We start from the raw sequence: 23,726 nt of genomic DNA on the forward strand, positions 1-23,726 counted from the left end.
CTGTCATCGGCCGTCGGCGCAATAATTTCCATAAAATCGCGTTTACGAAGGCGCGACATCGTGGCAAACTTTACACTGATATCGCGGATTTTATTTCGATTTTTTGTCCAGAAATACTGCACCCGAATGTGATCATCCGGATAGATGAATTCTCCGGGATGCTCACTGTAATAACGCTCTATTTCCGACGTCGAAATGGTTACACTTTGTTCTAAATCGTTATCTATAAATTTTTGAACAAGGATTTCACGCCGCAACTTTTCCATTTGCGTTACGAAAGCTTGATCTTTGTCGATACCCGCTTTCAACGCCGCATGATAAAGCGCTTCCTGATCCACCCAGTCCTGAATTAACTTTTCACGTAGCGCCGGCGATAACTGTACTGACGAATGCAAGGCGACCATATCATGCTCTTTCAATTTCGCCTGATTGACGCGCGCAAGGTAATCCTTCTCGCCCGAACATGACGACATACCGGTCATCAATATAAACCCGAACCCAATCAGTATTTTATGTCGTATGAGATGACATCTCATTTTTGTGAAAAGCAATATCCTCACGGTTGATATGCACCATTCCAATTTATAGTTACAGGATAACGGCGTTTTAAATCGCTAATTAAGCCGTTCATTATTTTATTTCGTTCAGCCACCCAAAGTTTTGACTTAGTATCATCTCTTGCTTGTTCAAAGGATATGGGCAATTGATCGGGTTTAATTTCTTTTACCACGCCAATCGAATAACTACCGTCCTCATTGGGAACAATAGGCGTATTCTCATTTACATCTAATTTTAATAGTTTTCTGTGAAGAACCGTTAGCGGCCTGCCTTGTATTTGGCCGTCATTAGAAAAATGAACCCTTTCAGAAGGAATCGTAACTTTGCTGTTTATCTTTTCAGATACCGCTTCAAATCGAACGCCATTGTTTAATTCATCAATACACTGAAGAGCCGATTTATATGAAAGCGTTCTTAATTCAGAATATTGCAATGAACCGGATTTAACAAAGTCAAGCCGATGATCGGAATAAAATTGTTGAAGTTTCTGTTCGTCAATTTGTATAAGGCTATAGATATGAGCTTCCGTATTCATTTCTAAGCGGTCCAGCTTTATTCTCTTTAGAAGAAACTCATAACGTTGAGGATCTTTCATTGCAACTTGGTTAAGTGAGTCCACTAACAATAGTCGTACTGTTTCATTTTTAATACTCAATAGAAGGCCATTCATATTTTCCGGTCGCGAAAGCTCCATCTCCTTGATCAACGGCTTTAGATAGTCGCCCTTAAGAATCGGCCTGCTACCAATACTTGTAAGGACAATATCTTCTAAATCTTTTGTGCTTTTATTGGACCTAATTTGGTTTAAAATTGACGCTACGGACGAATCACGAAAGACCACATTCAATCTGCTAAACAATGTATCTGCAAAATCCTCTTTTATTTGATTCAAAAAGAACACGTCTTTTATTTGCAGCTTTTCAGACGCCTGTTTCCTCACCGCCGATAGCTTTTTTGGAGTCAATGTGACCTTATTGGAGTCTGGTAAATTAACTATCCTCATAATAGTGTATCCGTTAGGAATTTCAACCGGTCGCGAAATTTCATCCGAAGCCCCCGCGAACAAGGCCTTCTCTAGGGTTATTGGCAACAGATTATGTGGAATTCTTTCAGGTTTTGAAGCTTGCCTTGTTTTCCTTGTTTTGTATTCCGAATACGTATTCGCTATTTCTCCGAAATTCTGAGGACTAGTAATATAATACAAAGAGTCTATTAGCAGCCGTGCTTGGTTTTGTGTGCGATTGCTCGTGTTCTCTGCATCGCGCTGATTGTCGGAATAATAAATGTTTATGAATTGCAAAAAGACAGGACGATTTTGGTATTTATAGAATCTGTTCGCGTATGACACATTGATATAGTTCTTATATAGAAAGTCATTGAAGCAACGTTCTTCAAATTCGGCATGCAATTGTTTCTTGATTTCATCATACTTGGCAACACTATCTTGCCCTAACTCTTGCGTGTAAATAGCCATCAGTCGTTTCGTGATCATAGTATTCAGAGCTGAATGAATACTTTGGTAATCAGCGATAAAATCTCCGTTTTCGTTTAAAAAATCCAATTCCATCTCAAATTCTTTTGCCGTTATACTGTCAACGGTTCCTATTTTTGCGATGACATGGACATTATTATTGACCGGTGAAGTGCAGCCTGATACGAGGCATATCAACACAAACGGTAAAATCAAAACGGGAATGAAAATTTTTTTTGTGGCCATCATAATTTGAGCTTAGGTTTAATGATTAATCTGTTTCTTTTTATCCATGTTGGACCATAAAATACTGATAATCATGATCAGGAAAATGGTTCCAAAGAGAACAATCTTTGAAACATGCATATTAAAGTACTCGGCAAATAATTTGGCCCCGATCAGAAATACGATGATATAGGCACCGTCAACCAAGCGCGGATATTTTTTTATCACTTGCAAAAAAACACCCGCAACCATCCGCATCGTGATAATTCCGATGATACCGCCCGTAACGACAACCCACTGCTTGTTAGACAAGGCTACCGCAGCTAAAATCGAATCCACGGAAAAAACAATATCCGTCAACTCAACGGCAATCACCGTGCTCCAGAATGCCGACAAACCAAAAAATTGTTTGGCCTTAGGTGTGCGTTGCGTTTGATCTTCACCGTGCTTACGAAAGTGGTCCAAGGCGAGCCAGCACAAATAAATTCCTCCGATGATCTTCACCACCGGCATATTGATCAGATAGGATGCCAATAATACGGCGATGATACGAAATACAAACGCTCCGATAATACCATACCGCAACGCTTTCTTTTGTTCATCCGGCGGTAACGGCAACACCTGAACCGCTAAAACGATCGCATTATCGGCGCTGAGCAAACCTTCCAGTAAGACCAGCAGCCCGATGGTTACAAGATCTGAGTATTCAAAATGCACAATATATCCTCTATTAGTTTAACTATGGCAATTCGATTTTTTAAAGCCGAGGAATATATCGTTGTGAAATAGAACTATCAAGCGCAATTACGTTGCACCGTCCCGTGTCTTTTAGTATAATATTTCATGCGCTATATATTGATTGCTATATTATTTTTTCACACCGTTGTCGCTTTTTCAGCTCGTGCCCAAAACGCATCGCATCCTTCATCACTTATTGTAAAATTTCGACCGAAAAGTCAATTATCCAAAACAATCGAAGACCGCAAAGCATGGATACAGCGTATCCAAACCGGCACTAAAGAACCGATCCATATCGGCTCCGCTTCCAACAATAATCATACTTTTTTTGATGACACCTACATAATACAACTTGCACCGAACCTTACCTCCGATGAAATAAACTCTTGGATCGCCAACTTGTCCGCACAGTCTGATATTGAATACGTTACGATCAATCATCTTTTTCGATTGGACAATGTACGTATCAATGACCCGCTCGCCGACAGCCTTTATTGGATACAACGCACCGCTGCTAAAAAAGCCTGGGCTCTTACGCAAGGCCGCCCCGGTATCATTATTGGGATTATAGATTCCGGCATCGAATACGATCATCCCGACCTTACCGCTCAGATCTATCGTAATGCCGGTGAGATGGGAACCGACGCATGGGGAAACGACAAAAAATCCAACGGTATAGACGATGATAACAATGGATATGCCGACGACTGGCAAGGGTGGGATTTTGTTGACGCCCCTGCGCTCGCAGGCGACGGCGATGCCACGGATGAAGACAATGATCCTTCCGACGAAAACGGGCACGGCACTTCCGTAGCGGGCATAGCCGCCGCTACCGGCAATAATAAAACCGGCGTGATCGGTATGGCGTTCGGATGCCGTGTCATGAATCTGCGCGCCGGCGGGAAATCAGGTTTTCTCGAAGAAGACGATGTGGCGCGGGCTATCGTTTACGCAGCGGATAACGGCGCCCGAATTATCAACTGCAGTTTTGGCGACCGGGAATACGGACCTTTATTGCGTGATGCGATACGCTACGCGTGCGATCGCGATGTCGTGATCGTCGCTTCCGCCGGCAATTCGTCCAGCTCTGCACTGCATTATCCGTCATCATTTGATGATGTCATCGGTGTCAGCGCTACCGCCAAAGACGATTTTTTTGCCGGTTTCTCAAATTACGGTACGCGTATTGACGTGGCCGCACCGGGCGTAGATATTCTAACGACAGCAACGGACAGCGGGTATCGTTTTTTTTCAGGCACTTCGGCTTCGGCCCCCTTGGTATCGGGTTTGGCCGCGCTGATGCTGTCGCTGGATAGCACACTTTCCCGCAATGATGTACGTGCGACGTTACAGCAAAGCGCCGAAGATATCGGAGAAATCGGTTGGGAACCGTACTATGGGCATGGTCGTATCCATGCCCAACGCGCGCTGCTGTCTATCGGCGGTACAGGTGTCGCTATTCATTACCCCGCGCAAAATCAGGGCGTTCACGGAAATAACATCTCTATCCGCATTACTGCGGCCGGTCGTTTTATGGCGTCCGTCCGGCTGTTGATCGGTAGCGGCACTAACCCTTCTTCGTGGACGGAAGTCGCGTCGTCGGAAAATCATGCGTTTGTCAATGATGTGCTCACCGATTTGGATATAAGTGATTATTCACCCGGAACCTATTCGCTGCGACTCGAAGTGACTAACAAAGACGGCTCGTTAAACGAAACGGTGAATCGTTTTTTTATTGATCATACCGCGCCGGCGATCTCGGACTTCGTAGTGCGCCCTATGTTGTATGGCAAATATGCAGGGTATCATATTCAGTTCCAAACGGATGATTTGTGCGAAAGTTATGTACGATTACGCATCGCCGGTTCATCGGAATCGGGATTTCCTTTGCCCATCAAAACGCTTTCACAAAATCACAGTATTTTCATCAGCACATCCGACTTCAGAGGCCCGTATGAAGCCGCTATCGAAGTGATCAACGCGGCCGGAGATACCGCGTATTATGATAATAACGGAGGTTATTATCCGCTCAATCTCACGCAAACGGAATTGCCGGTTTCGGCATTTCAAATAGACACTTCTTTCAAAATGCCCGCCGCCTATTTGTATCCCCGTTCTACCGATATGGATAACGACGGAAAACCGGAATTGACGGTGAATACGTATAATAACGCCGGAGAATTTGCGTGGTTACGCACGTATGAATTTTCAGGAACGAGCGGCCATCCTGTTTCTTTAGTTCATGATTATATTTCCAACGGCGTACCCCGCGACATAGATGACAGCGCGTCCGGCGGTAAAATGCGATTACTCGCCGGTATGGGATCATCCACCGTCGTGTACGAAAGCGTGAACGCAACCGGCTTACCGATTTCACGAACGTATAAAGATTCCAACGATTTCTGGGGATCGCGGTTTGCCGACATGGACGGCGACGGTTTACCTGAATTGATCGGAAAAAAAGGAAGCACTTATCAAATACGAAAAAATACGGCTTCATCTTGGACAACCTGGCAAACGCTCACCAATCCGACCGACGGTGGTAATCTGGTCGGTGTTCCCGGTTCGGCCGTCGGCGATTTTGATCATGACGGCCATCAAGAAATTCTCCTCGGTGATTACGACGGAAATATTTTCATCTACGAATTAAACGGAAACTCGGCGGCGTTGATTTGGAGCGATTCGTTGTACGGTGTGGATGCCAATGCGTTCTTGGAGAGCGGTGATTTCGACGGGGACGGATTTCCGGAATTCGCCGTCGGCGTTCACTCGGAAGATCCTTCTTCCGAAAGCGAAGCCGTCAACAGTTATTGGTTATGGCGCATATACAAAACTACCGGAAATAACTCTTACACCATCGCATGGGAACAATATTTTTATGGGTATGCGCCGTTAGCACAATTTCCATCCGGCGCTTCGTCGCAGGATATCAATAACGATCAACGCCCGGATTTATTATTGTCTTTGTATCCGTATGCCTATATCCTGACTTACGATGCATCAAGTCAGCAGTATGTGTGGTATTGGCATAGCGATCATGTACTAAGCAATACTATCGCTGCGGCGGATGCAAATCATGACGGATTTTCCGAACTGTACATCGGTGATGGCACGGCTACACGCCGATTTGTTCTACAAGATCTGACCGCCTACGAATTGCCCTCCGCGTTGGCCATATTTCCATCCGATACCGATCGCATTCAAATACAATGGCAAATGCGCCCGGGTTTAGATTCGCTGCTCATTTTTCGAGGCACGCATGCAGATACGCTAGCACTTATCGCTACGATCGCGGCTAACGCCGAAGCATGGGCCGATTCAGCCGTTCAAAAAAACAAACCGTACTACTACAGAGTGCAAGCGCGCTACGGCAACGCTTCATCCGGTGTATCCGGTCTTTTTTTTGTGCGCCCCAATCCGAAACCATCGGTTGTGTCGGTCGAAATGTATAATGCCAATTTTATTCGAGCCCGATTTTCTGAACCGATCAACAACGAAAGCCTGAGTCAGAATTTTCGTTACCTGTTGGATGACCGATATTATCCGGCGAGCGCGATACCTGTCGAAGGCGGACAAGCCGTGATGCTTCACTTTACGCAAGTTGTATCCGGTTCGCACCGATTGTTTTTTTATTCGCAGCACGATACCGATGGCACGCCATCGGACACCGCCTCCCGTACGTTTTTGTATGACGGAGTTACACCACGCACACCTTTGTACGTCGTGCGGGCGACATACGAAGGCCGCAACCGCATTCGTTTGGTTTTTAATAAATCCGTGGACATCGCTACAGCGACACTCACCTCGGCGTATCGTATGAATTATGATTTTTCAATTGTCTCGGCGAGTATTGTTCCTTTGTCATCCAATACGGAAGTATTTCTGGACGTTGAAGGTAAAAAATATTTAGGCCCGATCGGTTTAGCTTTTACGATAGACGCACACGGCGTCAAGGACAGCGAAGGATATCCGATTGATTCTGTTTTTGGTTATCGTGCCGGATTATTATTCAGCGTTGAAAAATTAGGTGATCCGTTTGTGTATCCTAATCCCCATCGCGCCGATATAGATCCGCCTTATATCACCTTCGCAGGTATTCCCGATAAAACCGTGGTACGAATTTATTCTGTTGACGGACGATTTATAAAACAGATTGCCGAAAGCGGAAATGACGGCGGAGTGCGATGGGATTTAAAGGATACGAACGGCAAGAGAATTTCATCCGGCGTGTATATATATGAAGCGGTCGTGTCGGGAAAGAAAAAGTTAGGAAAGTTTGCTGTCGTACGATAGACGTTCTTCTTTTGATAATGCCCACCGCGCATACGGCGATATAAAAACATACACCGCGATTATCAGTAAAACACCATCTTCGGCTATTTTTTTCCAACCTATCACTTCATCCGGATCATTCACATCAAAGCATCCGCACGGTATAACCAGATCGCGTATGAGCGCTGAGGTGATAGCAAAAATAAATATACTCAAAAGTAGGATGGCCCATCCGGCGGCCGCGCGAGTCCAATATCCGACCATGAGTGCTATACCGATGAATAACTCCAGCCACGCTAGCCAGACGGCTGAAATCGGTGTCACCACGGCGGGTAAAATACGATAGCCGTCTATCGCGGCGGCAAAGGCGTATGGCGATGTGATTTTTTCTAAGGCACCATAACAAAATACGATGCCGAGAATTAAACGTAACGCGGTTTTTATATGACTTTTCCAAGCCATAATTATTTTTTTATTCAGGGTTAGTGCTGCGTTTTTTTTCTTCGATCGGATAACCGGCAGTACGCCATTCTTCCATACCGCCGGTAAAAACAAAAACATTGGTAAAACCCATTTCGATCAACTGCATGGCGAGACGGCCGGCCTGATCACAGCGCGGGCCGCCGCAATAGGTTATCAATGTTTTGTTTTTTTCCCATTCTTTGACTATGGGCAGTTCCTTTGCGCGGCTATAATAGCACGACACGGCGTCCTGGATATGAGCCAATTTGAAAATCGCTTCCTGGCGCGCGTCCACAAATAATCCGGCTTTGGTTTTAAAAAGCGTATAGGCTTCGTCCAGTGACAGTCTTTGCAACTTGGATGCATCCTGACGCGGCATACGCATATAAGTTTTCGAATGGTCGCGGCGTATCAATTTATCCCATGCGAAACCACTGCTGTGCCATTGATTAAATGCAATGCCGACTGACAAACTGGAAATCGCGAGGATCATCATACGAAAAAGAGTGGAACGGAAATGCATAGGTTGGCCTCCCGCAGTTATGAACTAATGTACGCGAGCGTTTGTACATTGGCAAGTTGCGGGATGAAGAAAATATACTAGGACAGAGCATTAGTTGATCCGCTATCTTGTCCCATTCGACACGAGTTCACAAATTATCGGGTTATTGGTCGGCTTATTTTTGAGCTCTACGATATTTCCTCACTCTCCCACCACTTGAAGGGCTTTTCGTCTGTGACCTGCCGGTAGTCAACGCCGATGATCTTGAAATGCTTCTTGGCGCAATCGATCTTACGCTTTTCGTTCTTAAATTGAAGAAGGTTCGGGTCCATGTTTCCTTTGGTTTCACGAACCAACTGCAACTTGTACTTTCCGTCTTCCGAAAGCCTAATGATACCCCAATCGGGATTATAGTTTCCGATGATCTTAGGAAGTCCGATTTTGAAGTTGCCCGGGAACTTGAAATAGCAAAGGATCTTGCCGTACTCGTCATCGGGCATCACGCGGTTTTCGACAAAACGTCGTTCCACGTCCGAATCAAACTGTATCACGTCGTAAAGCGAAGTCTTCGTTCCGTTCATCAGTTCTTTTTGAACATATTTTTTGGTTGGAGGAAATATCTCGTCGATGCTTTCGTTTTGTGGGGCGTTATTCACGGCGTATTCAATGTTTCCCGCAATATGGTCAGCGAGCATATCGCGAATGATGGTAATGAATACTCCGGCGAATCCTTCCGGATTCCTGAAAATCAATTTCTTCTTTGCCTCTTTCATCTGTTTGAAGATTTCTAATATCGTATGTCTCGTCAACGTCGTTTCCTTGGCGGCACGATCGATCAGATTGAATACGGGATACGTCGTCTCCGCTTCCCGGACAGTCTTCTCATCAATGTGTTGACCTTCGGTAGAATCCCACGCGATAGGCTGAGCTCTGGTTAACTTTTGTCCGTTGTCGAATTCTACGGACGAATCCGATCCTTCCTGAATGATCTTCAGAATCTTAAAGCCCCTCAGTCTTTCGTCTTTGGCCAGTTTTGACAAATCATCGCGCACATCAAAATAGCGTGACGCCGTTGTCTTTTGCCCTCTCGTATCGGAAATGTCAATTTCGATCTTGGCCAATTTGACTTTCACTTCCAGAAGCTTTAAACAAATGTGTGTAATTACAAACTTCCCCTTTGTGATGGAGATCCGCGGTTCTGGAAAGTCGGCGTAATTCAGTTTGGTGACACATTGTTCGATGAGTTCTTTCGTGTTCACCTTTATATCGTACGAAGTTCGGCGTGAGAGTTTTTCCCAGAATTCACGAAATTCTTTGCTTCTGTAAATCTTGTCGTTTCGTTTGGCCAAACCGTGGCGGGCATTGGAGGGGGACGGAGGCACCGCATCCCCGCTTTCGCGATACTCCATCTGCAAATTGCTGACGTAGTTCTCATAACTCTCATTGGCGACGACGGTCAGGATATTCACGGATTCGTCCTGAATTCGCTCTCCGGTCTGATCGACGCACAATCGCAATCCTCGCCCGATTTCCTGCCGCTTCTTCATTTCCGACTGCGTATTATTCAACGTACATATCTGGAATACATTCGGATTATCCCAGCCTTCTTTGAGAGCCGAATGGGCAAAGATAAAACAAACCTTCTCGTCGAAAGACAAGAGGCGTTCTTTGTCCTTCATGATCAGTTCATACGCCGCCTTCTCAAGTTCTTTTTCTTCTTTCGTTTTCTTTTCTTCTTCAATGGAAGTATCTACGACGATTTCTTCGCCTTTCTTCGTCGCCTTCTTCGCAAAATAAGCCTGCCTCACGTCTTCGGGCTTCAGATTTTCGAAAAAGGAATTTCCTTTTCGTAAACGATGGAACGCTTTATCAAACAAAAGCCGTATCAAACCATTTTCTTCTGTATAATTGGCGACTCGGTCGATAAAAAACAGCGTCAAAACCTTGATTTTTTTGTTGGCAAGTTCCGCCTGCCTTTGCATGTGTTGCTTGATCGTCTCTTCGATCTGAATTCGGAAAATCTCCTCTCTGGAAAGATTAACTTCACCGGGTTCATTCAGCAGGAGGCGCTGGCCGTTCGAGAAAACGACCACGCCGTTCTTCTTGTCGATCTCATCGACAACGATCCCTCTATGCGATTCGTTTTTCGTTTTTCGGAAAAGATCATCGTCCTTCTCGACTTCCAATTCTTTCTCGCGCTTCAGACCTTTTTCAATGATCATCAAACGCAATTTAGCCTTCAGGCCGGAACTGTATCGTATGGATTGCAATGCCAGCGACGTCTGCCCCTCATTCAGATTCTCCTCTTCACGAATACCGTAAACCTGAATCCGTTTCACGAGGTTCATCTTAAAGGCATCCACCGGGCTCAGACGATAGATCAGGTTCGGTTTCTCTACCGGCGTCGCGCTGTATCGAAGCGCAAAAAGAGGATGCAAAGTCCGCAAAGCTTCTTTTGACTTCTGGCTCAGGTAATTCTGGGCTTCGTCCAGTATCAGGATGGGCCGCGTTTCCTGAATGTATTGGTACGGACGCCATTCACCGGGCAATTTCTCCGTCGGCTTGAAGATGACATTGCTTGATTTATTAAATGAATCGACCGTGATGATCAGGATTTCCGTGAAAGACGACGTCGCAAAGCCTCGCAGTTTGCTGATCTGCTGGCCGTCGTATTCGATGAGGTGAACGGTTTCATTGCTGTAGAGCGTCTTGAAGTGCTCCCGCGTGATCTGGAAGGACTTGATGACGCCTTCGTAGATGGCGATGCTGGGAACGACGATGACGAACTTACGGAAACCGAAGTTTTTACGGAGCTCATGAATGGTCCGAAGATAGGCGTACGTCTTACCCGTGCCCGTCTCCATCTCGATGGTGAAAGACGGATAACGCCAGGAATCAGAGCCGACACCATCAAGAACGAGCCCCTCATCCACGTCAAGCGTCATATTCCGAGGAACTTCATTGCTATTTTGAATAGCGACAAGATTATCGAAAACGAAAGATTCGTCGAGCGCATGCCCTTCCGGCATATTCGGCACGACATCGGCGCCCATCTGAAAACCATTGGCGTGATCGGAAAGCCCGTCGAAAAGCTTCAAGACACTATCAACGGCCGTCTTCTGATGCGACTGATTGGGATCAAATTTGAAACGAATGAGATTGGACATGCGTCTTACTGGTTGATGAGATTGATGATGAGTGTGATCATGATATCTTTCTGGGATGGGTCGCTTTGAGCGACAAGGAGGGCCAGCGCCACCAGCGCGTTGTCATTGATCTTTTGTTCACCGGATTTACGCAGCAAATGCATATTCCGATTCAGGAACCAGACAAACAAAAACGACCCGATGCGTTTATTGCCGTCGATAAAAGGATGGTTCTTGATCACAAAGTAGAGCAGGTGTGCGGCTTGCTCTTCGATGCTCGGATATAAATACTTTCCGTCAAAGGTCTGAACGACACTGCCGAGAATTCCTTTAAAGCTATCGTCTTTTTCACGCCCAAAAAGATCCGATGCGTCTTTGGCGGCGAGCAGGGAATTCTTCAATTCGTCAATGGCAGACCGGGCTTCGTCATAACGTAAGACAAACGTAATCTGCCGATGGACGTCGTCAGCAGCAAGGGTTTGTTTGTCAAATTGGTTGAGAAGTGTGAATGTGCGGGTGTAGCCGGTCAGTACTTCCAAAAGGCCCCGAGCTTCCTGAAGTTTCAGATCGGTCTCTTTAGCGGACCGCTGTATCAGGTCAATCGCCTTCTGGAGCTCGGCCATATTCTTTGCCTGATCCTTAAGCCTTTGCTCATTAAGCGTATACCCGCGTAGAATATGCTCCTTGAGTACACGATTTGCCCAGATTCGAAACTGAGTCGCTTTTCTGGAATTGACTCGATAGCCTACAGAAATTATCATGTCAAGGCTGTAAAAGGCAACCTCTCGTTTCACTCGTCTCCGGCCTTCGGATTGAACTATTTCCATTTTGGAAATAGTTGCTCCAGGCTTCAATTCTCCCGAAGAAATAATGTTTCTTATATGTTTATTAATTGCCGGAACTTCTGTGCCGAAAACATCGGCAATCTGACTTTGTGTCAGCCAGATAGTCTCGTCACGGTATGTGATTTCGACCTCACGGGAACTGTCTGAGTCCCGATAGAAAACGATTTCACCGCTTTTATTGAGATTGATGACTTTATCTTTCATAATATCTTACTTTATATCGTCTTCAAAACACCCATATCGGACAACCTCACCTTATCCGAGTCCGATATGGCGCTGTCGAGGCAAATGAAAACATCTTTCTCATCCAACTTAATTTCTTCAATGGTGTCCTTATACACTTTGTTATCTAAGCACACTAGCAACTTGTGGTCGCAGAAATCGGACAAAATTTCATAAATTTTATTCTTTCTGTACCTTTTTAAAACGTCAATTTTACTATCAAGAGAAAAACCTTCAATCAAGATAATTTCAAGTATAAGATTTTCAGGTTCCCAGTTATCCAATAACGGAGTTTCAAAACCTAAAAACGTTTTCTCAAGACTCAACATGTCAGAAGGAATAAATTCAGACCATGATCTAAAATTTGACTCTACTAGCCTTAAACAATGAAAGCCCAGATCGTTATCTTTCTTCTTTGCTAGTTTCTTAAACTGTTGACTACTTTTCTTAATTCTTTCAATAGCCAAATCAGAAATAGTCTGACAGTGTGACTTTTTCCTTATATCATCATCATCAATTTCCTCGGGCATTTGGACTAGAATATATCTTCTCTTTCCATTATCCTCATTATTTAGACTCATTAGAGCGTGAGCAGAGGTTCCAGAGCCTGCAAAAAAATCCAAATAGATACCATCTTTGTCATCAGTATTGTTAACCATAATTGAAAACAAAAACTTTACGAGGTCTGACGGTTTGGGAAAATCAAAAGCATCGAATCCAAATAATTCTCGAATTTCTTTAGTTCCATCTTGATTAAATGGACCAGATACCATAAGCGACAGAGGCTTCCCTTTTCTCATATTTCCGTTTTCATCTCGAAGGTATTGTTTAAAGCGTACGCTAAATTTCCCGTCAGATTCATTGATTACAATTTCGTCATTATCCATGGCCTTTAGAAGTCTTTCCTTCGACCAAATCCACTGTTTATCTGGCCAAATCTCTTTTCCTTTCCATTTTAACGGATAGACTAAATTAGGCCTGTCATCTTTGCTTTTTGTTGCCAATGGTTGCGTAACGTAGCCACCACGGGTTTCATACTTGTTATCTTTGTTCTTGTATTGTTCAATTTCTTCTGGTGATAGATTTGAGCTCAGTTCATCAATATTTGATTTGGAATAGCAAAGTATATATTCATGAAGCCGTCCTATTCCTTTTGTCTGCGCTCCTGGTCCATACTTATTCTTCCAGACAATTTGTGATTGAAACTGTTCTTCACCAAAAAGTTCATTCAATATTGTTCGTAAATTTGTGATCTCATTATCATCAATACTAACAAAAATCAAACCATCATCCCTTAACAAATTTCGAGCAAGCCTCAATCTGGGATACATCATACTGAGCCATTTCGAGTGAAAGCGGCCGTCGGCGCGCGTATTTGTCGTCATTGGCTTTCCTTCTTCGTCTACTTGTCCGGTCCGGCGCAGGTATTCTTCCAGAGGTTCTTTGAAGTCGTCTTCATAGACGAAGTCGTTGCCCGTATTATACGGCGGATCGATGTAGATCATCTTGATACGCCCGGCGTAGCTTTTCTGGAGGATCTTGAGGACTTCGAGGTTTTCGCCTTCGATGAAGATATTGCGGGTGGTTTCTTCGTCCACGCCTTCGCCGGGACACGGGATGAGTGTGCCCTTGCTGGGAATGGAAGCGAGTTTACGGGCTTCTTTCTTGCCGGGCCAGAAGAGGCCGAAGTGTTCGACCTCCGGATTGTCTTCTTCCGTGTAGTTACCGAGCGCTTCTTTGAGCGTCTCCCAGTTGATCTTCCCGTCGGCAAAGGCCTCGGGCGCGATTTGTTTTAGTTGCTTGATTCGTTCTTCATCGAAGACGAATCCGGGTCGTAGTCTTTCGTGAGGCATGATTTCTTATTATCCGTTAAAGGTTAAGATTTTCTATTCTGCTATTTCCGGTATGGATTCCGGCGGCGGCGAAGCCTGCAGATTGGCATTGATGAATTCTTCCTGTTCCACATCGTCGGCGATCTGATTGAGATATTTCTTGAAATGCGATGCGCTGCGCCCGCCGGTGCTCAGCACATATTCGCGATACGAAGAACAGGAGAATCGTGCATCACAGTTACGACATACCCGTGTCGCAAAAAGCGACTTCGTGCCGGGGATTGGCTCTTTTAGCACTTTCAGTTTTGGCGGTTCAAATTCCTTTCCCTCGATCTGATCGACGACACGTCCGAAGTCCGTGATGGTCTCTTTGACGTTCTGCTGTTTGAACGGAATAGGTATTAAAGGTTGCCATGCCGCCAATTCGCGTTCGATGGCGCTCAGATTGCCGGTATTGAGCGCATTGCGGAGCGTCACAGGATAGGCCGTCGAGATGACGGCGGTATGGTCAAGCGGATTGCCGCGGAGTTCCTGCCAGATGTGGGCATAGACATTGAGTTGCTTTTCGTAGAAATCCATATTGCCGCGGATGTAGTCGGGATCGTGCGTCTTGATGTCATACATCCACGTCTCACCTTCCTCTTTGACGATATCCACGACGCCTTCGATGGTAAATTCACGTCCTTTGGGCGTTTTCTGGTCCGGCAGTGTCAGCTTGACTTCCGTAGATGTGACTTTGGAGGCCACATCTTTGAGTTTTCTGAAATAGTAGAGAACCTGATTGAGAGCGTATTCTTTGCTGTCCGCGGTCAGTGCATGGCCGCCTTCCATCGCCAGCATCTCGTGATTCTCTTCGAAAAATTCCTTTATTTTTTCTTCAATCTCTTGATCGGTCATACTTTTTGACTTTCTCTCTGCTGGATCAGAAAATAATGAAGATCTTCAATCGTCTTATGAACAAGACTTCCGAAAAACATCGTCTGGGAACGGGAAGGAACAAATCCGTATTTTCGAAATACCATATATTGTCTTGGACACTTCTGGAACAGAAGATAATCTCCCGTGTATGAATAAACTTTTCCGAGGTCCTCGTGGTCATCCACAGCTTGCGGTAGGGCTTTGATGTCGATTTCTTTAAGCGTCGGGAGGCGGTCTTCGGCAAAAATTTCTTTAAAGACCGGAGATGCTCCTTTTGTTCCTTTGTATCTTGGGATGATGAGCAGGTTCTTAGGCCTGGACAAAGCGACATAAAAGGTTCGCATGTTGTCAAAAACGCTGATTCGGTCAAGAGGCTCGCCTTCCTTTTTCAGGCATTCGCGAACAATGTGTTCTACCTGGGAAGCTTTCCTTTCCGTTTTGAATACGCTTCCCAGGACAACCACCGGAAATTCAAGGCCCTTAGCCTGATGGATGGTAAGAAAAGGAATGCGCCCTTTTGGAAAGGGATCATCGGCATCTTCGTATTCCGACTCGCCAAGACGAAAGAGCGCATAGAGATAACTCGTAAAGAAACTATTTACGAACTTCTTCTCTGAAAGATAACCGGCCGTAATGACCGTCGCATATTTTTCCATGAAGCGGGCAAGATACTGCGAGATCAGGCCAAGATTGCAGATCGGACCCTCGTCGGAGCCCCGCTCTGCCAGATCGAACATCTTTCTAAAATGCTTGAAACCGCAAAGTTGGTAGAAAAGATCGAGAACGGACCAGTCAACTGAAGTCATGCGGTTGAAGATGTATTGGACCGGGAAGGGTTGTTTTGCTACTTCACGTTTCTTGATAATATTCTCAAAAGCCTTGCTTTGTATGATTTTTCGAGCCCGTTCAGACAATGTTCCGATCCTCAGGATATCACGCACCATCGGGTCCCACTTGAACTCGGTTTTCAAATCAATCTTTTTTCGTTTGGCATAATTCATCAGCGCATCGTAGTCAGCACCGATCAGATCAAGTTCTTTTTGTTTGTCTTTGACGTATTCTTTCAAGGCATCGTCAGACTTCATCAGTTCTTCTGCCTTCGATTCATAGGCGTCGATTAAAACAAAAAAATTTGCCAGGTTTCCCCGCCTTTGGGTTCTTTCCGGACGGCCCAGTATTTTTGCGAATAGGCCGAACATGGCCACCGCTTCTTCTACTTCAACAAAAGTCCCCGCACGGGGCGCATAGACAGACAGGCCGACGTTTTCCAATGCCGCTTTTAGTCCTGCTGCTTTTTTGGTTTTTAGAGAAGGAAAAAGAAATGCGATCTGATTGGGGTCGGAAACCCTCTTCGATGTGATCAATTTTTTCGTAAAGGCCGCGATTTCTTCATAGACAAGTTCTGGTTCCAGAAAGGAACTCACGGCGACCGAGGGTTCTTTATCCGTACTTTTAGCTTTGATCTTCTTATCTGCAATACGGTGAAATCCTTTGCCATCGTCCTTTTTCCAGTCATTGCGATCCATGAAACTGGTATAGAAATCGACAATTCGTTTGCGAGACCTGTAGTTAATATCCAGATCTATTCGACGAGGCTTTGCTTTGATATAACTTTTGCAGCGCTCTTCAAACTCGACAAAATTTTCAACCGTCGCTCCGCGAAACCGGTAAAGCGCCTGATCATCGTCACCTACGATGCAGATATTCTGACTTCCCTTGGCAAGATGAAAATAGATTTTTTCCTGGATCGCATTCGTGTCCTGGTATTCATCGATGATCACGTGCCTGAAGATTTTGTGACCATTTTCGGATTTGGTAAGAGACTCATACGCGGCCTGTTGAAGCAGAGAAAAATCAGTGGATCTGATTTTTCTGTTGGCCCCCAAAGAATTCAGATAATAATCATACATTTTTGATATTTGGATCAGGCTCTCATCCTTTGTCCTCAAATGTGCCGGACGCACTAGTTCCTCCGACATACGATTGAAGAAACTTATCGCATTAGTGGTCGCCTCGTGTCGGGAGCCGTTATTCCCGTTCTTGAGATAGAGATTCACAGCCCTATTGGCGTCCTCAATTTCCTTGAAGCCTGCATGTTTAATCATTTCAGGCCAATGCTCACGATACACATGAAAATACTGATCCAGTTCGTCGAGAAGGACAGGCGGATGGGCACGATGTCCGTCATTCGAAAGCCGCCTATCTGAAATGAGTTTTTGACAAATGGAATGCACGGTTCCGATAGACATCTTTGAGATATCGTAAGGCTTCCCGGTCTTGTTTGTCACCAATCCGAGTAGAGCGATGAGGCCTTCTTTGAGTTGAAAAGCCGCTTTTTCGGTAAAGGTGCTTAAGAAGATTTCCTGAGGATCGACTTGATGGAATACGATCAGATTCAACGTTCGCCACAAAAGCACCCTTGTCTTGCCTGACCCCGGACCGGCCGCCAGAAACAATGGTCCGTCAACATACAAGATAGCCTCCCGCTGACTATCGTTAGGCTTGAAATCTTTCATTTTCCAGAGTTCTTCGATTGACAGAGACATCGTTTAGAATAAAATTGATCGCTATGATTTGTGTAAAAACGTAATGCGCTTAGAATCAAATGTCAATAGATTTGGACGGTGTATAACATAAGCGCTGCACACACGGCAACCGCCAGAACTGTCTTTTACGTTAAATGCACTTCGCTCAAATATTGTTTTTTCGCATGTTGTCTTTTTTTTGAATTCAACTTCGAGACGATTATTCTCAATTGTATGACGCTGTTATTCAGTTCTATATCATTCTACTGCATTTAATGGATATTAATGAGCGATAGACTTGTTTAAGGTGTTTATTCGCAAGAACAAAGAGTTAAATTTTGGAGTTTCACATCTACTCCCTCAACAAAAAAAGCTCAGATTACTCTGAGCTTTTGCGGAGAAGGGGAGATTCGAACTCCCGATACGGCTTTACAACCGTATGGCGGTTTAGCAAACCGCTGCCTTAAGCCACTCGGCCACCTCTCCCAATGCATTCGTATATGGATCACATCCAAAAGAACAGCGGAGGATGAGGGACTCGAACCCCCAAGTCCTTTCGGACGGCAGTTTTCAAGACTGCTGACTTACCAATTAGCCTAATCCTCCATTCCAAAAAGGCCATTTACCTACCGTCTTAAAAACGGGACGCAATATAGGTGAAACCATCATTGCAGTCAACTATTTATTCGCTTAAATCACTTTGAGGCGTGTATTAGCAAAAAAAGTTTTCTGCCCCAACGCCTTCGACCGATCTTCCGCCGTACCGTAGTGAATAATGCTTACCATAGAAGCCAGATTGCGCGCAACCTGCATAAAAGCTTTGGCATTCACCGAATCCGGTTTCGCCAAAACGATCGGCGTACCGGCATCGCCCGCCATACGCGTCTCGATATCCAGCGGCACTTCACCCAAAAAAGGTACTTCATATTTTTCAGCCGCCTTTTGCGCTCCCCCATGCGAAAAAATATCCGTACGGTGATTACAATTGGGGCACACATAATAACTCATATTTTCGATAATACCGAGAATCGGCACATTGACTTTTTGGAACATCCCCACGCCGCGTTTGGCATCCAAGAGGGCGACATCCTGCGGCGTTGTCACGATGACGGCGCCGACAAGATGAACAACCTGCGACAGCGTAAGCTGCGCATCTCCTGTACCGGGCGGCATATCCACGATCAGATAATCCAGTTCGCCCCAGGCCACATCGCGCATCAACTGGGTCAGCGCCTGTGCGACCATAGGACCGCGCCATACAAGCGCTTGCTCCTCCGGCATAAGAAATCCGATGGACATCATCTGAATGCCGTGATGCAGGATCGGGTCCATACGCTGACCATCCGTGGAACCCGGCTTCTCCGAAGTCCCCATCATCAGCGGAATACTCGGCCCGTAAATATCGGCGTCCAATAATCCGACTTTCGCACCCAACATACCAAGCGCTACCGCGAGATTGGTCGCGACGGTGGACTTTCCCACACCGCCTTTACCGCTCGCTACAGCAATGACGTTTTTAACACCGGGCAATAAATTACTTTGGTTCATGGAACCTTTATTTGCCGGAATCCGCGACGTCATGGTGATTTCCACCGAGGTCACGCCGCTGATCTTAGCCACGGCATCATGACTTTGCTGTTTGAGCAAATCTTTGACGGGACAAGCCGGTGTGGTCAATTCGATCTTGAACGCCACTTTACCGCCGTCAATGACGATGTCTTTTACAAATCCGAGCGATACGATGTCTTTATGCAAATCGGGATCTTGTACTATTTTCAATGCAGCCAATACTTGCTCTGACGTCAACATATTTTACTGAGCTCCTGGTGTTTTATATACCGTCTTTCAAAACCGGCTGTATCGGACCTTCGATGCGGCCTTCGATAAACTGCTGGACGACGGGATCGTTTGTAGATTTCAGTTGGTCGATAGTTCCGTTAAATCGCACCTGACCGTAGTGCAGCATCGCCACGCGATCAGAAATCGTGTACACACTGCGCATATCATGCGTGACGACGATAGAAGTAATCTTGAGTTCTTCATTGAGCCGCACGATCAAGTCATCAATGATCGCCGACATGATGGGATCCAAACCGGTGGTCGGTTCATCATACAGTACGTATTTAGGATCCATGGCAAGCGCACGGGCCAAGCTCACGCGTTTTCGCATACCACCCGAGAGTTCGGATGGTTTGTATTTTTCAATACCCGGCAAGCCGACCATATCCAGCAATTTGGCAGCTTTGACGCTCATTTCCTGTTTGCTCATTTTGGTATGCTCATACAGACCGAGAGTGATATTTTCTTCGACGGTCATCGAATCAAATAACGCACCGTTTTGAAACACGAGCCCCATTTTTTTTCGCACTTCGGAAAGTTCGTCACGCGTCAGTTTTCCTATTTCTTCATTTTCGATAAGAACGCGCCCTCGGTCCGGTGTCAATAAGCCGACGATGTGTTTGAGCAAAACACTTTTACCGCAACCGCTGCGCCCGATAATGGTCGTAACTTTACCGGACTCGATTTCGAGGTTGACGCCGCTGAGAATTTTTTTATCGCGGAAATATTTGTATAAATCAAAAACTTGGATCATACTTTTTTTTATTATAAGAGCAACACGGAGGCGACCAAATAATCATTGACGAGAATCGCCGCGCTGGATAATACAAACGCTTTGATCGTGGCCATACCTACGCCCTCGGCACCACCCTCTGTCGCAAAACCGACAAAACATCCGACGATCGCTGTGGAGGCACCAAAAAATACGGCTTTGATAAGACCGGAAAACAAATCGGTCATGGTCATAAATTTTTGCACGCTTGACAAAAACGCCTGCGGCGAAACATCCATCGTCGTAAATCCGATAAACATCGAACCGCAAATCGCAACAATGTCCGTAAAGATAATCAGAACCGGCATCATCAGAAGTCCCGCCAGTATACGCGGCAATGCCAGATAACGAATCGGATTGATCGCAAGCATCTCCAGCGCATCTATTTGTTCCGTCACCTTCATCGTACCGATTTCTGCAGCGATGGATGCCGCAAATCGTCCCGACAAAACCAAACCCGTAAGCACCGGTCCAAGCTCCGTCGTGATCGCACGTGACGTTGCTGAACCCAGCAACAGATTGGGTGAAGCTACACCCTGAAGTTGATAACCGGCTTGGACGGCAGATGTCATACCTGCAAAAATCGCCGTAACACATACCAGCGGCAGTGAATTAACGCCGACCAGATTCATCTGCTCGACGATCAAATGGCGATCTTTGAAAACATACCGCAAATTGCGTGCAGCCTGAAAAACGAGAATGGCCGATTCGCCCAAACCCGTGAAAAAAGAAATTGTCTTTTTTCCAAGCTTGTCGAGCAGTGTATAACTGCCGATCGTGAGAATAATATTTCGAATATATCCAAACATAGTTTATTCCGGTCGCATCGTCGGAAAAAATAACACATCGCGTATGGAATCCTGACCCGTCATGATCATGACAAGGCGATCTATACCGATACCCTCACCCGCTGTCGGCGGCATGCCGTATTCTAAAGCCCGCAGAAAATCTTCATCCAAAACCTGTGCTTCTTCGTCGCCCCGCGCACGCAAACCCATCTGCGCTTCGAAGCGCTCACGCTGATCCAACGGGTCATTGAGCTCGCTGAAAGCATTGGCCACTTCGCTGCCGAGAATAAACAATTCAAACCGCTCAACCACGCCATTTTTGGAACGATGTTTTTTGGCCAGCGGAGAAATCTCAATCGGCTGTTCGGTGATAAACACCGGTTGGATCAAATGCTCCTGCACTTTCGCGCTAAAAATTTCGTCAATCAATTTTCCGCGATCCATGGATTTTTCGGTCGGAATATGCAGCGTTTTGCAAACCTCGCGCAACGCGGCTTCATCCATAGCCGACACATCGATCTGTGTATATTTTTTGATCGCATCAAACATAGAGAGCCGCTCGTACGGCGGTTTGAAAGATACCGTATGCCCCATGGATTCGATGCTATCTTTACCATGTACCCGATGGCAGACAAAACCAAGCATGTCTTCGGTAAAAGTCATGAGATCATTAAAATCCTGATACGCAGCATAAAACTCCAGCATCGTAAATTCGGGATTATGCGTGCGATCCATACCTTCATTACGAAAAATCTTGGAAATTTCGTACACGCGATCAATACCTCCGACGATGAGCCGCTTGAGGTACAGCTCCAACGCGATACGCATATACAGCTTGATGTCGAGCGCATTGTGGTGCGTCACAAAAGGCCTGGCGGATGCACCGCCATACAACGGCTGTAAAATCGGCGTTTCAACTTCCAGGTAACCGTGCTTATCCAAAAATTCGCGAATACCTGAAATCACGCGCGATCTTTTTTCAAAAGTATCCCGCACTTCGGGTCTCAGGATCAGATCGGCATAACGTTGACGATATCTCAACTCCACATCGTCCATCGCGGAAAAACGCTGTACCGTACCGTCGTCGTTGATCTTTTCTTTTCCGGCCGGAAGCGGACGCATGCTCTTGGAAAGCAATACGACTTCTTCCGCTTTAATAGTGATTTCGCCGGAGTGCGTCTTAAAAAGTACGCCTTTGACTCCGATATGATCGCCGATGTCATACAGCTTACTAAACGCTTCATACGCGGCTTCACCGATGGCATCTTTACGCACATAGATCTGAATTTTTCCCTGCGGGTCCATAATATGTGCAAACGCCGTTTTGCCTTTGCTGCGCAACGACATGATACGACCGCATACGCGTATCCGACGCACATCCGGATTGTCTAATTGCGTGTCATCTTTGACACCGAGTGCTTCAAAATTTTCTGTCAACTCCTGCGACATCGCATCCCGTTCATATTTGTAAGGATACGGATTGATTCCGACTTCACGAAGTTTGTCTAATTTTTCCCGTCGTACGCGTAATAATTCTTCTTCCACAATGCCCTCTGTATGATTGCTATACTTCTGATATGGTTAATGCTTTTTTTGATAAATTACAAATCGTTCTTTTTCCCTTCGCTTGGGAACCGAATGCGTCGGTATTTCATCCAGCAATGATGTAAACTTCGATGAAAAATGCCGATCCACATCGTCATACCGCACGGTAAACGGCGGCCCGTCCGGTCTTTCGTCCAACGGAAAAAACAAACCGATCAGGTACCCGCCCGGTTTGAGGATCGTATGAACAATCTGCACGTATTCGTCCCGTCGTATCGGGTCAATCGCACAGAAACATGTATATTCCAAAACAAAATCAAACGCTTCGTTGTGCGATTCATGCAGCTTAAAAATATCTTTTTGCAATGTACGAATGCCGGGATAATTTTTCTGAAGCGATTGCAACGGCGATTCGGCAAAATCAACCGCTGTCACGTCAAAACCATGCTGCGAAAAAAGCGCCGCATCATGCCCTGTACCACAACCCAGTACCGCAATGGATCCCGTGCCAAGTTGATTGCGATGCGCAAGCCATTCCGCAAATACCGGCGTTGCATGCCCGATATCCCAACGCGGGCGCTCGTTTTGATAAATATGATCCCAAAAATCAGGGTTATTGACCGTACCAGTCTGTAAATTCTTCGACATCAGATCAGATTAATTTACGCTCCTTTTTTTAAACTCGTCATTAATTTTGTTTAACTCAGCTTTCAACAAAGCGACCTCTTGCGCGAGTATTTTATTGCGTTCGGTTAGCGAAGAAATAACTACCGAAAAATGAATCATCATAAGTAATCCGAAACCAAGCGCCACTAAAAACAATAACGCCGGAGCGTATCCAACACCCAAAAGGTGAGCCAATTTATCCAACCCATTGCGCCATATTGATAATACGATCATAACTATCCCGGCCACTAACCACAGAAGCGCGTACCTTTCTTGTAGCTTTTTTCTACGTATCAGCTCGATTATAAAACCAATGATAAAAAGACTACCCACCACGGCGATAATCTGAATTCTAAAAATTTCAACTCCGGTATTTAATTCAGGCATATCTATACCTCGC

17 protein-coding genes and 2 tRNA genes are annotated in these 23,726 nt (G+C 45.5%); 1 reads left to right on the forward strand and 18 read right to left on the reverse strand.

The features are described 5' to 3' along the window. From HUU58_11645 to HUU58_11655, 3 genes are all read right to left on the reverse strand, one after another. Window positions 1–473 (reverse strand): hypothetical protein (locus tag HUU58_11645; GenBank protein ID NUN46324.1); only part of this gene is annotated, 473 nt, incomplete at its 3' end. Between the two features lie 83 nt (window positions 474–556). Next, on the reverse strand, window positions 557–2,278 hold the full coding sequence (locus tag HUU58_11650) for a peptidylprolyl isomerase (protein ID NUN46325.1): 1,722 nt from the start codon (window positions 2,276–2,278) through the stop codon (window positions 557–559). Window positions 2,279–2,293: 15 nt separating this feature from the next. Further along, entirely contained in the window at window positions 2,294–2,971 is a 678-nt protein-coding gene (locus tag HUU58_11655) for a hypothetical protein (protein ID NUN46326.1), read from the reverse strand. Between the two features lie 126 nt (window positions 2,972–3,097). Here HUU58_11655 and HUU58_11660 point away from each other — a divergent pair, with 126 nt between their 5' ends. Beyond that, window positions 3,098–7,285, forward strand: coding sequence for a S8 family serine peptidase (locus HUU58_11660; GenBank protein NUN46327.1), 4,188 nt, complete (start codon window positions 3,098–3,100; stop codon window positions 7,283–7,285). On the opposite strand, the gene HUU58_11665 is transcribed toward HUU58_11660, so the two are convergent. The 15 genes from HUU58_11665 to HUU58_11735 form a co-directional block, all read right to left on the reverse strand. Beyond that, complete coding sequence (locus HUU58_11665) at window positions 7,259–7,726, reverse strand: DoxX family membrane protein (GenBank protein ID NUN46328.1); 468 nt, start codon at window positions 7,724–7,726, stop codon at window positions 7,259–7,261. The genes HUU58_11660 and HUU58_11665 overlap by 27 nt on opposite strands. A 10-nt stretch (window positions 7,727–7,736) precedes the next feature. After that, window positions 7,737–8,249 carry a rhodanese-like domain-containing protein gene (locus HUU58_11670; protein ID NUN46329.1) on the reverse strand — a complete coding sequence of 171 codons (513 nt, stop codon included), beginning with the start codon at window positions 8,247–8,249 and terminating at the stop codon, window positions 7,737–7,739. A 167-nt stretch (window positions 8,250–8,416) separates the two neighbouring features. Then, complete coding sequence (locus HUU58_11675; protein ID NUN46330.1) at window positions 8,417–11,395, reverse strand: DEAD/DEAH box helicase family protein; 2,979 nt, start codon at window positions 11,393–11,395, stop codon at window positions 8,417–8,419. A 5-nt stretch (window positions 11,396–11,400) separates the two neighbouring features. Then, on the reverse strand, window positions 11,401–12,423 hold the full coding sequence (locus tag HUU58_11680) for a virulence protein RhuM/Fic/DOC family protein (GenBank protein ID NUN46331.1): 1,023 nt from the start codon (window positions 12,421–12,423) through the stop codon (window positions 11,401–11,403). A gap of 11 nt (window positions 12,424–12,434) precedes the next feature. Next, window positions 12,435–14,294, reverse strand: a complete 1,860-nt coding sequence (locus HUU58_11685; protein NUN46332.1) for a site-specific DNA-methyltransferase — start codon at window positions 14,292–14,294, stop codon at window positions 12,435–12,437. A gap of 33 nt (window positions 14,295–14,327) precedes the next feature. Further along, the gene (locus tag HUU58_11690) at window positions 14,328–15,170 is read right to left on the reverse strand and encodes a PD-(D/E)XK nuclease family protein (protein NUN46333.1); all 843 of its coding nucleotides are present in this window, start codon (window positions 15,168–15,170) and stop codon (window positions 14,328–14,330) included. Beyond that, a complete protein-coding gene (locus HUU58_11695) occupies window positions 15,167–17,737 on the reverse strand; it encodes an ATP-dependent helicase (GenBank protein NUN46334.1) in 2,571 nt (856 codons plus the stop codon). Before HUU58_11695 ends, HUU58_11690 begins: the two co-directional genes overlap by 4 nt. 374 nt (window positions 17,738–18,111) lie before the next feature. Further along, a tRNA-Ser gene (locus HUU58_11700) sits at window positions 18,112–18,202 on the reverse strand. Window positions 18,203–18,239: 37 nt separating this feature from the next. Further along, window positions 18,240–18,322, reverse strand: a tRNA-Ser gene (locus HUU58_11705). A gap of 84 nt (window positions 18,323–18,406) precedes the next feature. Then, window positions 18,407–19,525, reverse strand: a complete 1,119-nt coding sequence (apbC, locus tag HUU58_11710) for an iron-sulfur cluster carrier protein ApbC (protein ID NUN46335.1) — start codon at window positions 19,523–19,525, stop codon at window positions 18,407–18,409. Window positions 19,526–19,547: 22 nt separating this feature from the next. Further along, window positions 19,548–20,309: an ABC transporter ATP-binding protein gene (locus tag HUU58_11715; GenBank protein ID NUN46336.1), complete on the reverse strand. Its 762-nt coding sequence runs from the start codon at window positions 20,307–20,309 to the stop codon at window positions 19,548–19,550. A gap of 11 nt (window positions 20,310–20,320) precedes the next feature. Further along, window positions 20,321–21,136 (reverse strand): ABC transporter permease, encoded by an 816-nt coding sequence (locus HUU58_11720; protein NUN46337.1) that lies wholly within the window; start codon window positions 21,134–21,136, stop codon window positions 20,321–20,323. Between the two features lie 3 nt (window positions 21,137–21,139). Further along, window positions 21,140–22,660, reverse strand: coding sequence for a lysine--tRNA ligase (gene lysS / locus HUU58_11725; GenBank protein NUN46338.1), 1,521 nt, complete (start codon window positions 22,658–22,660; stop codon window positions 21,140–21,142). A 36-nt stretch (window positions 22,661–22,696) separates the two neighbouring features. Then, complete coding sequence (locus HUU58_11730) at window positions 22,697–23,308, reverse strand: methyltransferase domain-containing protein (protein ID NUN46339.1); 612 nt, start codon at window positions 23,306–23,308, stop codon at window positions 22,697–22,699. 9 nt (window positions 23,309–23,317) lie between these two features. After that, window positions 23,318–23,713: a DUF2304 domain-containing protein gene (locus tag HUU58_11735; GenBank protein ID NUN46340.1), complete on the reverse strand. Its 396-nt coding sequence runs from the start codon at window positions 23,711–23,713 to the stop codon at window positions 23,318–23,320. Window positions 23,714–23,726 lie beyond the last annotated feature (13 nt).

This window comes from bacterium (genome assembly GCA_013360215.1).
Taxonomy (GTDB): Bacteria; CLD3; CLD3; order SB21; family SB21; genus JABWCP01.

Excerpts from the sequence above, each read along its gene's own strand:
- HUU58_11650 (NUN46325.1), bottom strand. The coding sequence starts at position 2,278 with ATGATGGCCACAAAAAAAATTTTCATTCCCGTTTTGATTTTACCGTTT.
- HUU58_11660 (NUN46327.1), top strand. The coding sequence starts at position 3,098 with ATGCGCTATATATTGATTGCTATATTATTTTTTCACACCGTTGTCGCT.
- HUU58_11665 (NUN46328.1), bottom strand. The coding sequence starts at position 7,726 with ATGGCTTGGAAAAGTCATATAAAAACCGCGTTACGTTTAATTCTCGGC.
- HUU58_11670 (NUN46329.1), bottom strand. The coding sequence starts at position 8,249 with ATGCATTTCCGTTCCACTCTTTTTCGTATGATGATCCTCGCGATTTCC.
- HUU58_11675 (NUN46330.1), bottom strand. The coding sequence starts at position 11,395 with ATGTCCAATCTCATTCGTTTCAAATTTGATCCCAATCAGTCGCATCAG.
- HUU58_11680 (NUN46331.1), bottom strand. The coding sequence starts at position 12,423 with ATGAAAGATAAAGTCATCAATCTCAATAAAAGCGGTGAAATCGTTTTC.
- HUU58_11685 (NUN46332.1), bottom strand. The coding sequence starts at position 14,294 with ATGCCTCACGAAAGACTACGACCCGGATTCGTCTTCGATGAAGAACGA.
- HUU58_11690 (NUN46333.1), bottom strand. The coding sequence starts at position 15,170 with ATGACCGATCAAGAGATTGAAGAAAAAATAAAGGAATTTTTCGAAGAG.
- HUU58_11695 (NUN46334.1), bottom strand. The coding sequence starts at position 17,737 with ATGTCTCTGTCAATCGAAGAACTCTGGAAAATGAAAGATTTCAAGCCT.
- apbC (NUN46335.1), bottom strand. The coding sequence starts at position 19,525 with ATGTTGACGTCAGAGCAAGTATTGGCTGCATTGAAAATAGTACAAGAT.
- HUU58_11715 (NUN46336.1), bottom strand. The coding sequence starts at position 20,309 with ATGATCCAAGTTTTTGATTTATACAAATATTTCCGCGATAAAAAAATT.
- HUU58_11720 (NUN46337.1), bottom strand. The coding sequence starts at position 21,136 with ATGTTTGGATATATTCGAAATATTATTCTCACGATCGGCAGTTATACA.
- HUU58_11730 (NUN46339.1), bottom strand. The coding sequence starts at position 23,308 with ATGTCGAAGAATTTACAGACTGGTACGGTCAATAACCCTGATTTTTGG.
- HUU58_11735 (NUN46340.1), bottom strand. The coding sequence starts at position 23,713 with ATGCCTGAATTAAATACCGGAGTTGAAATTTTTAGAATTCAGATTATC.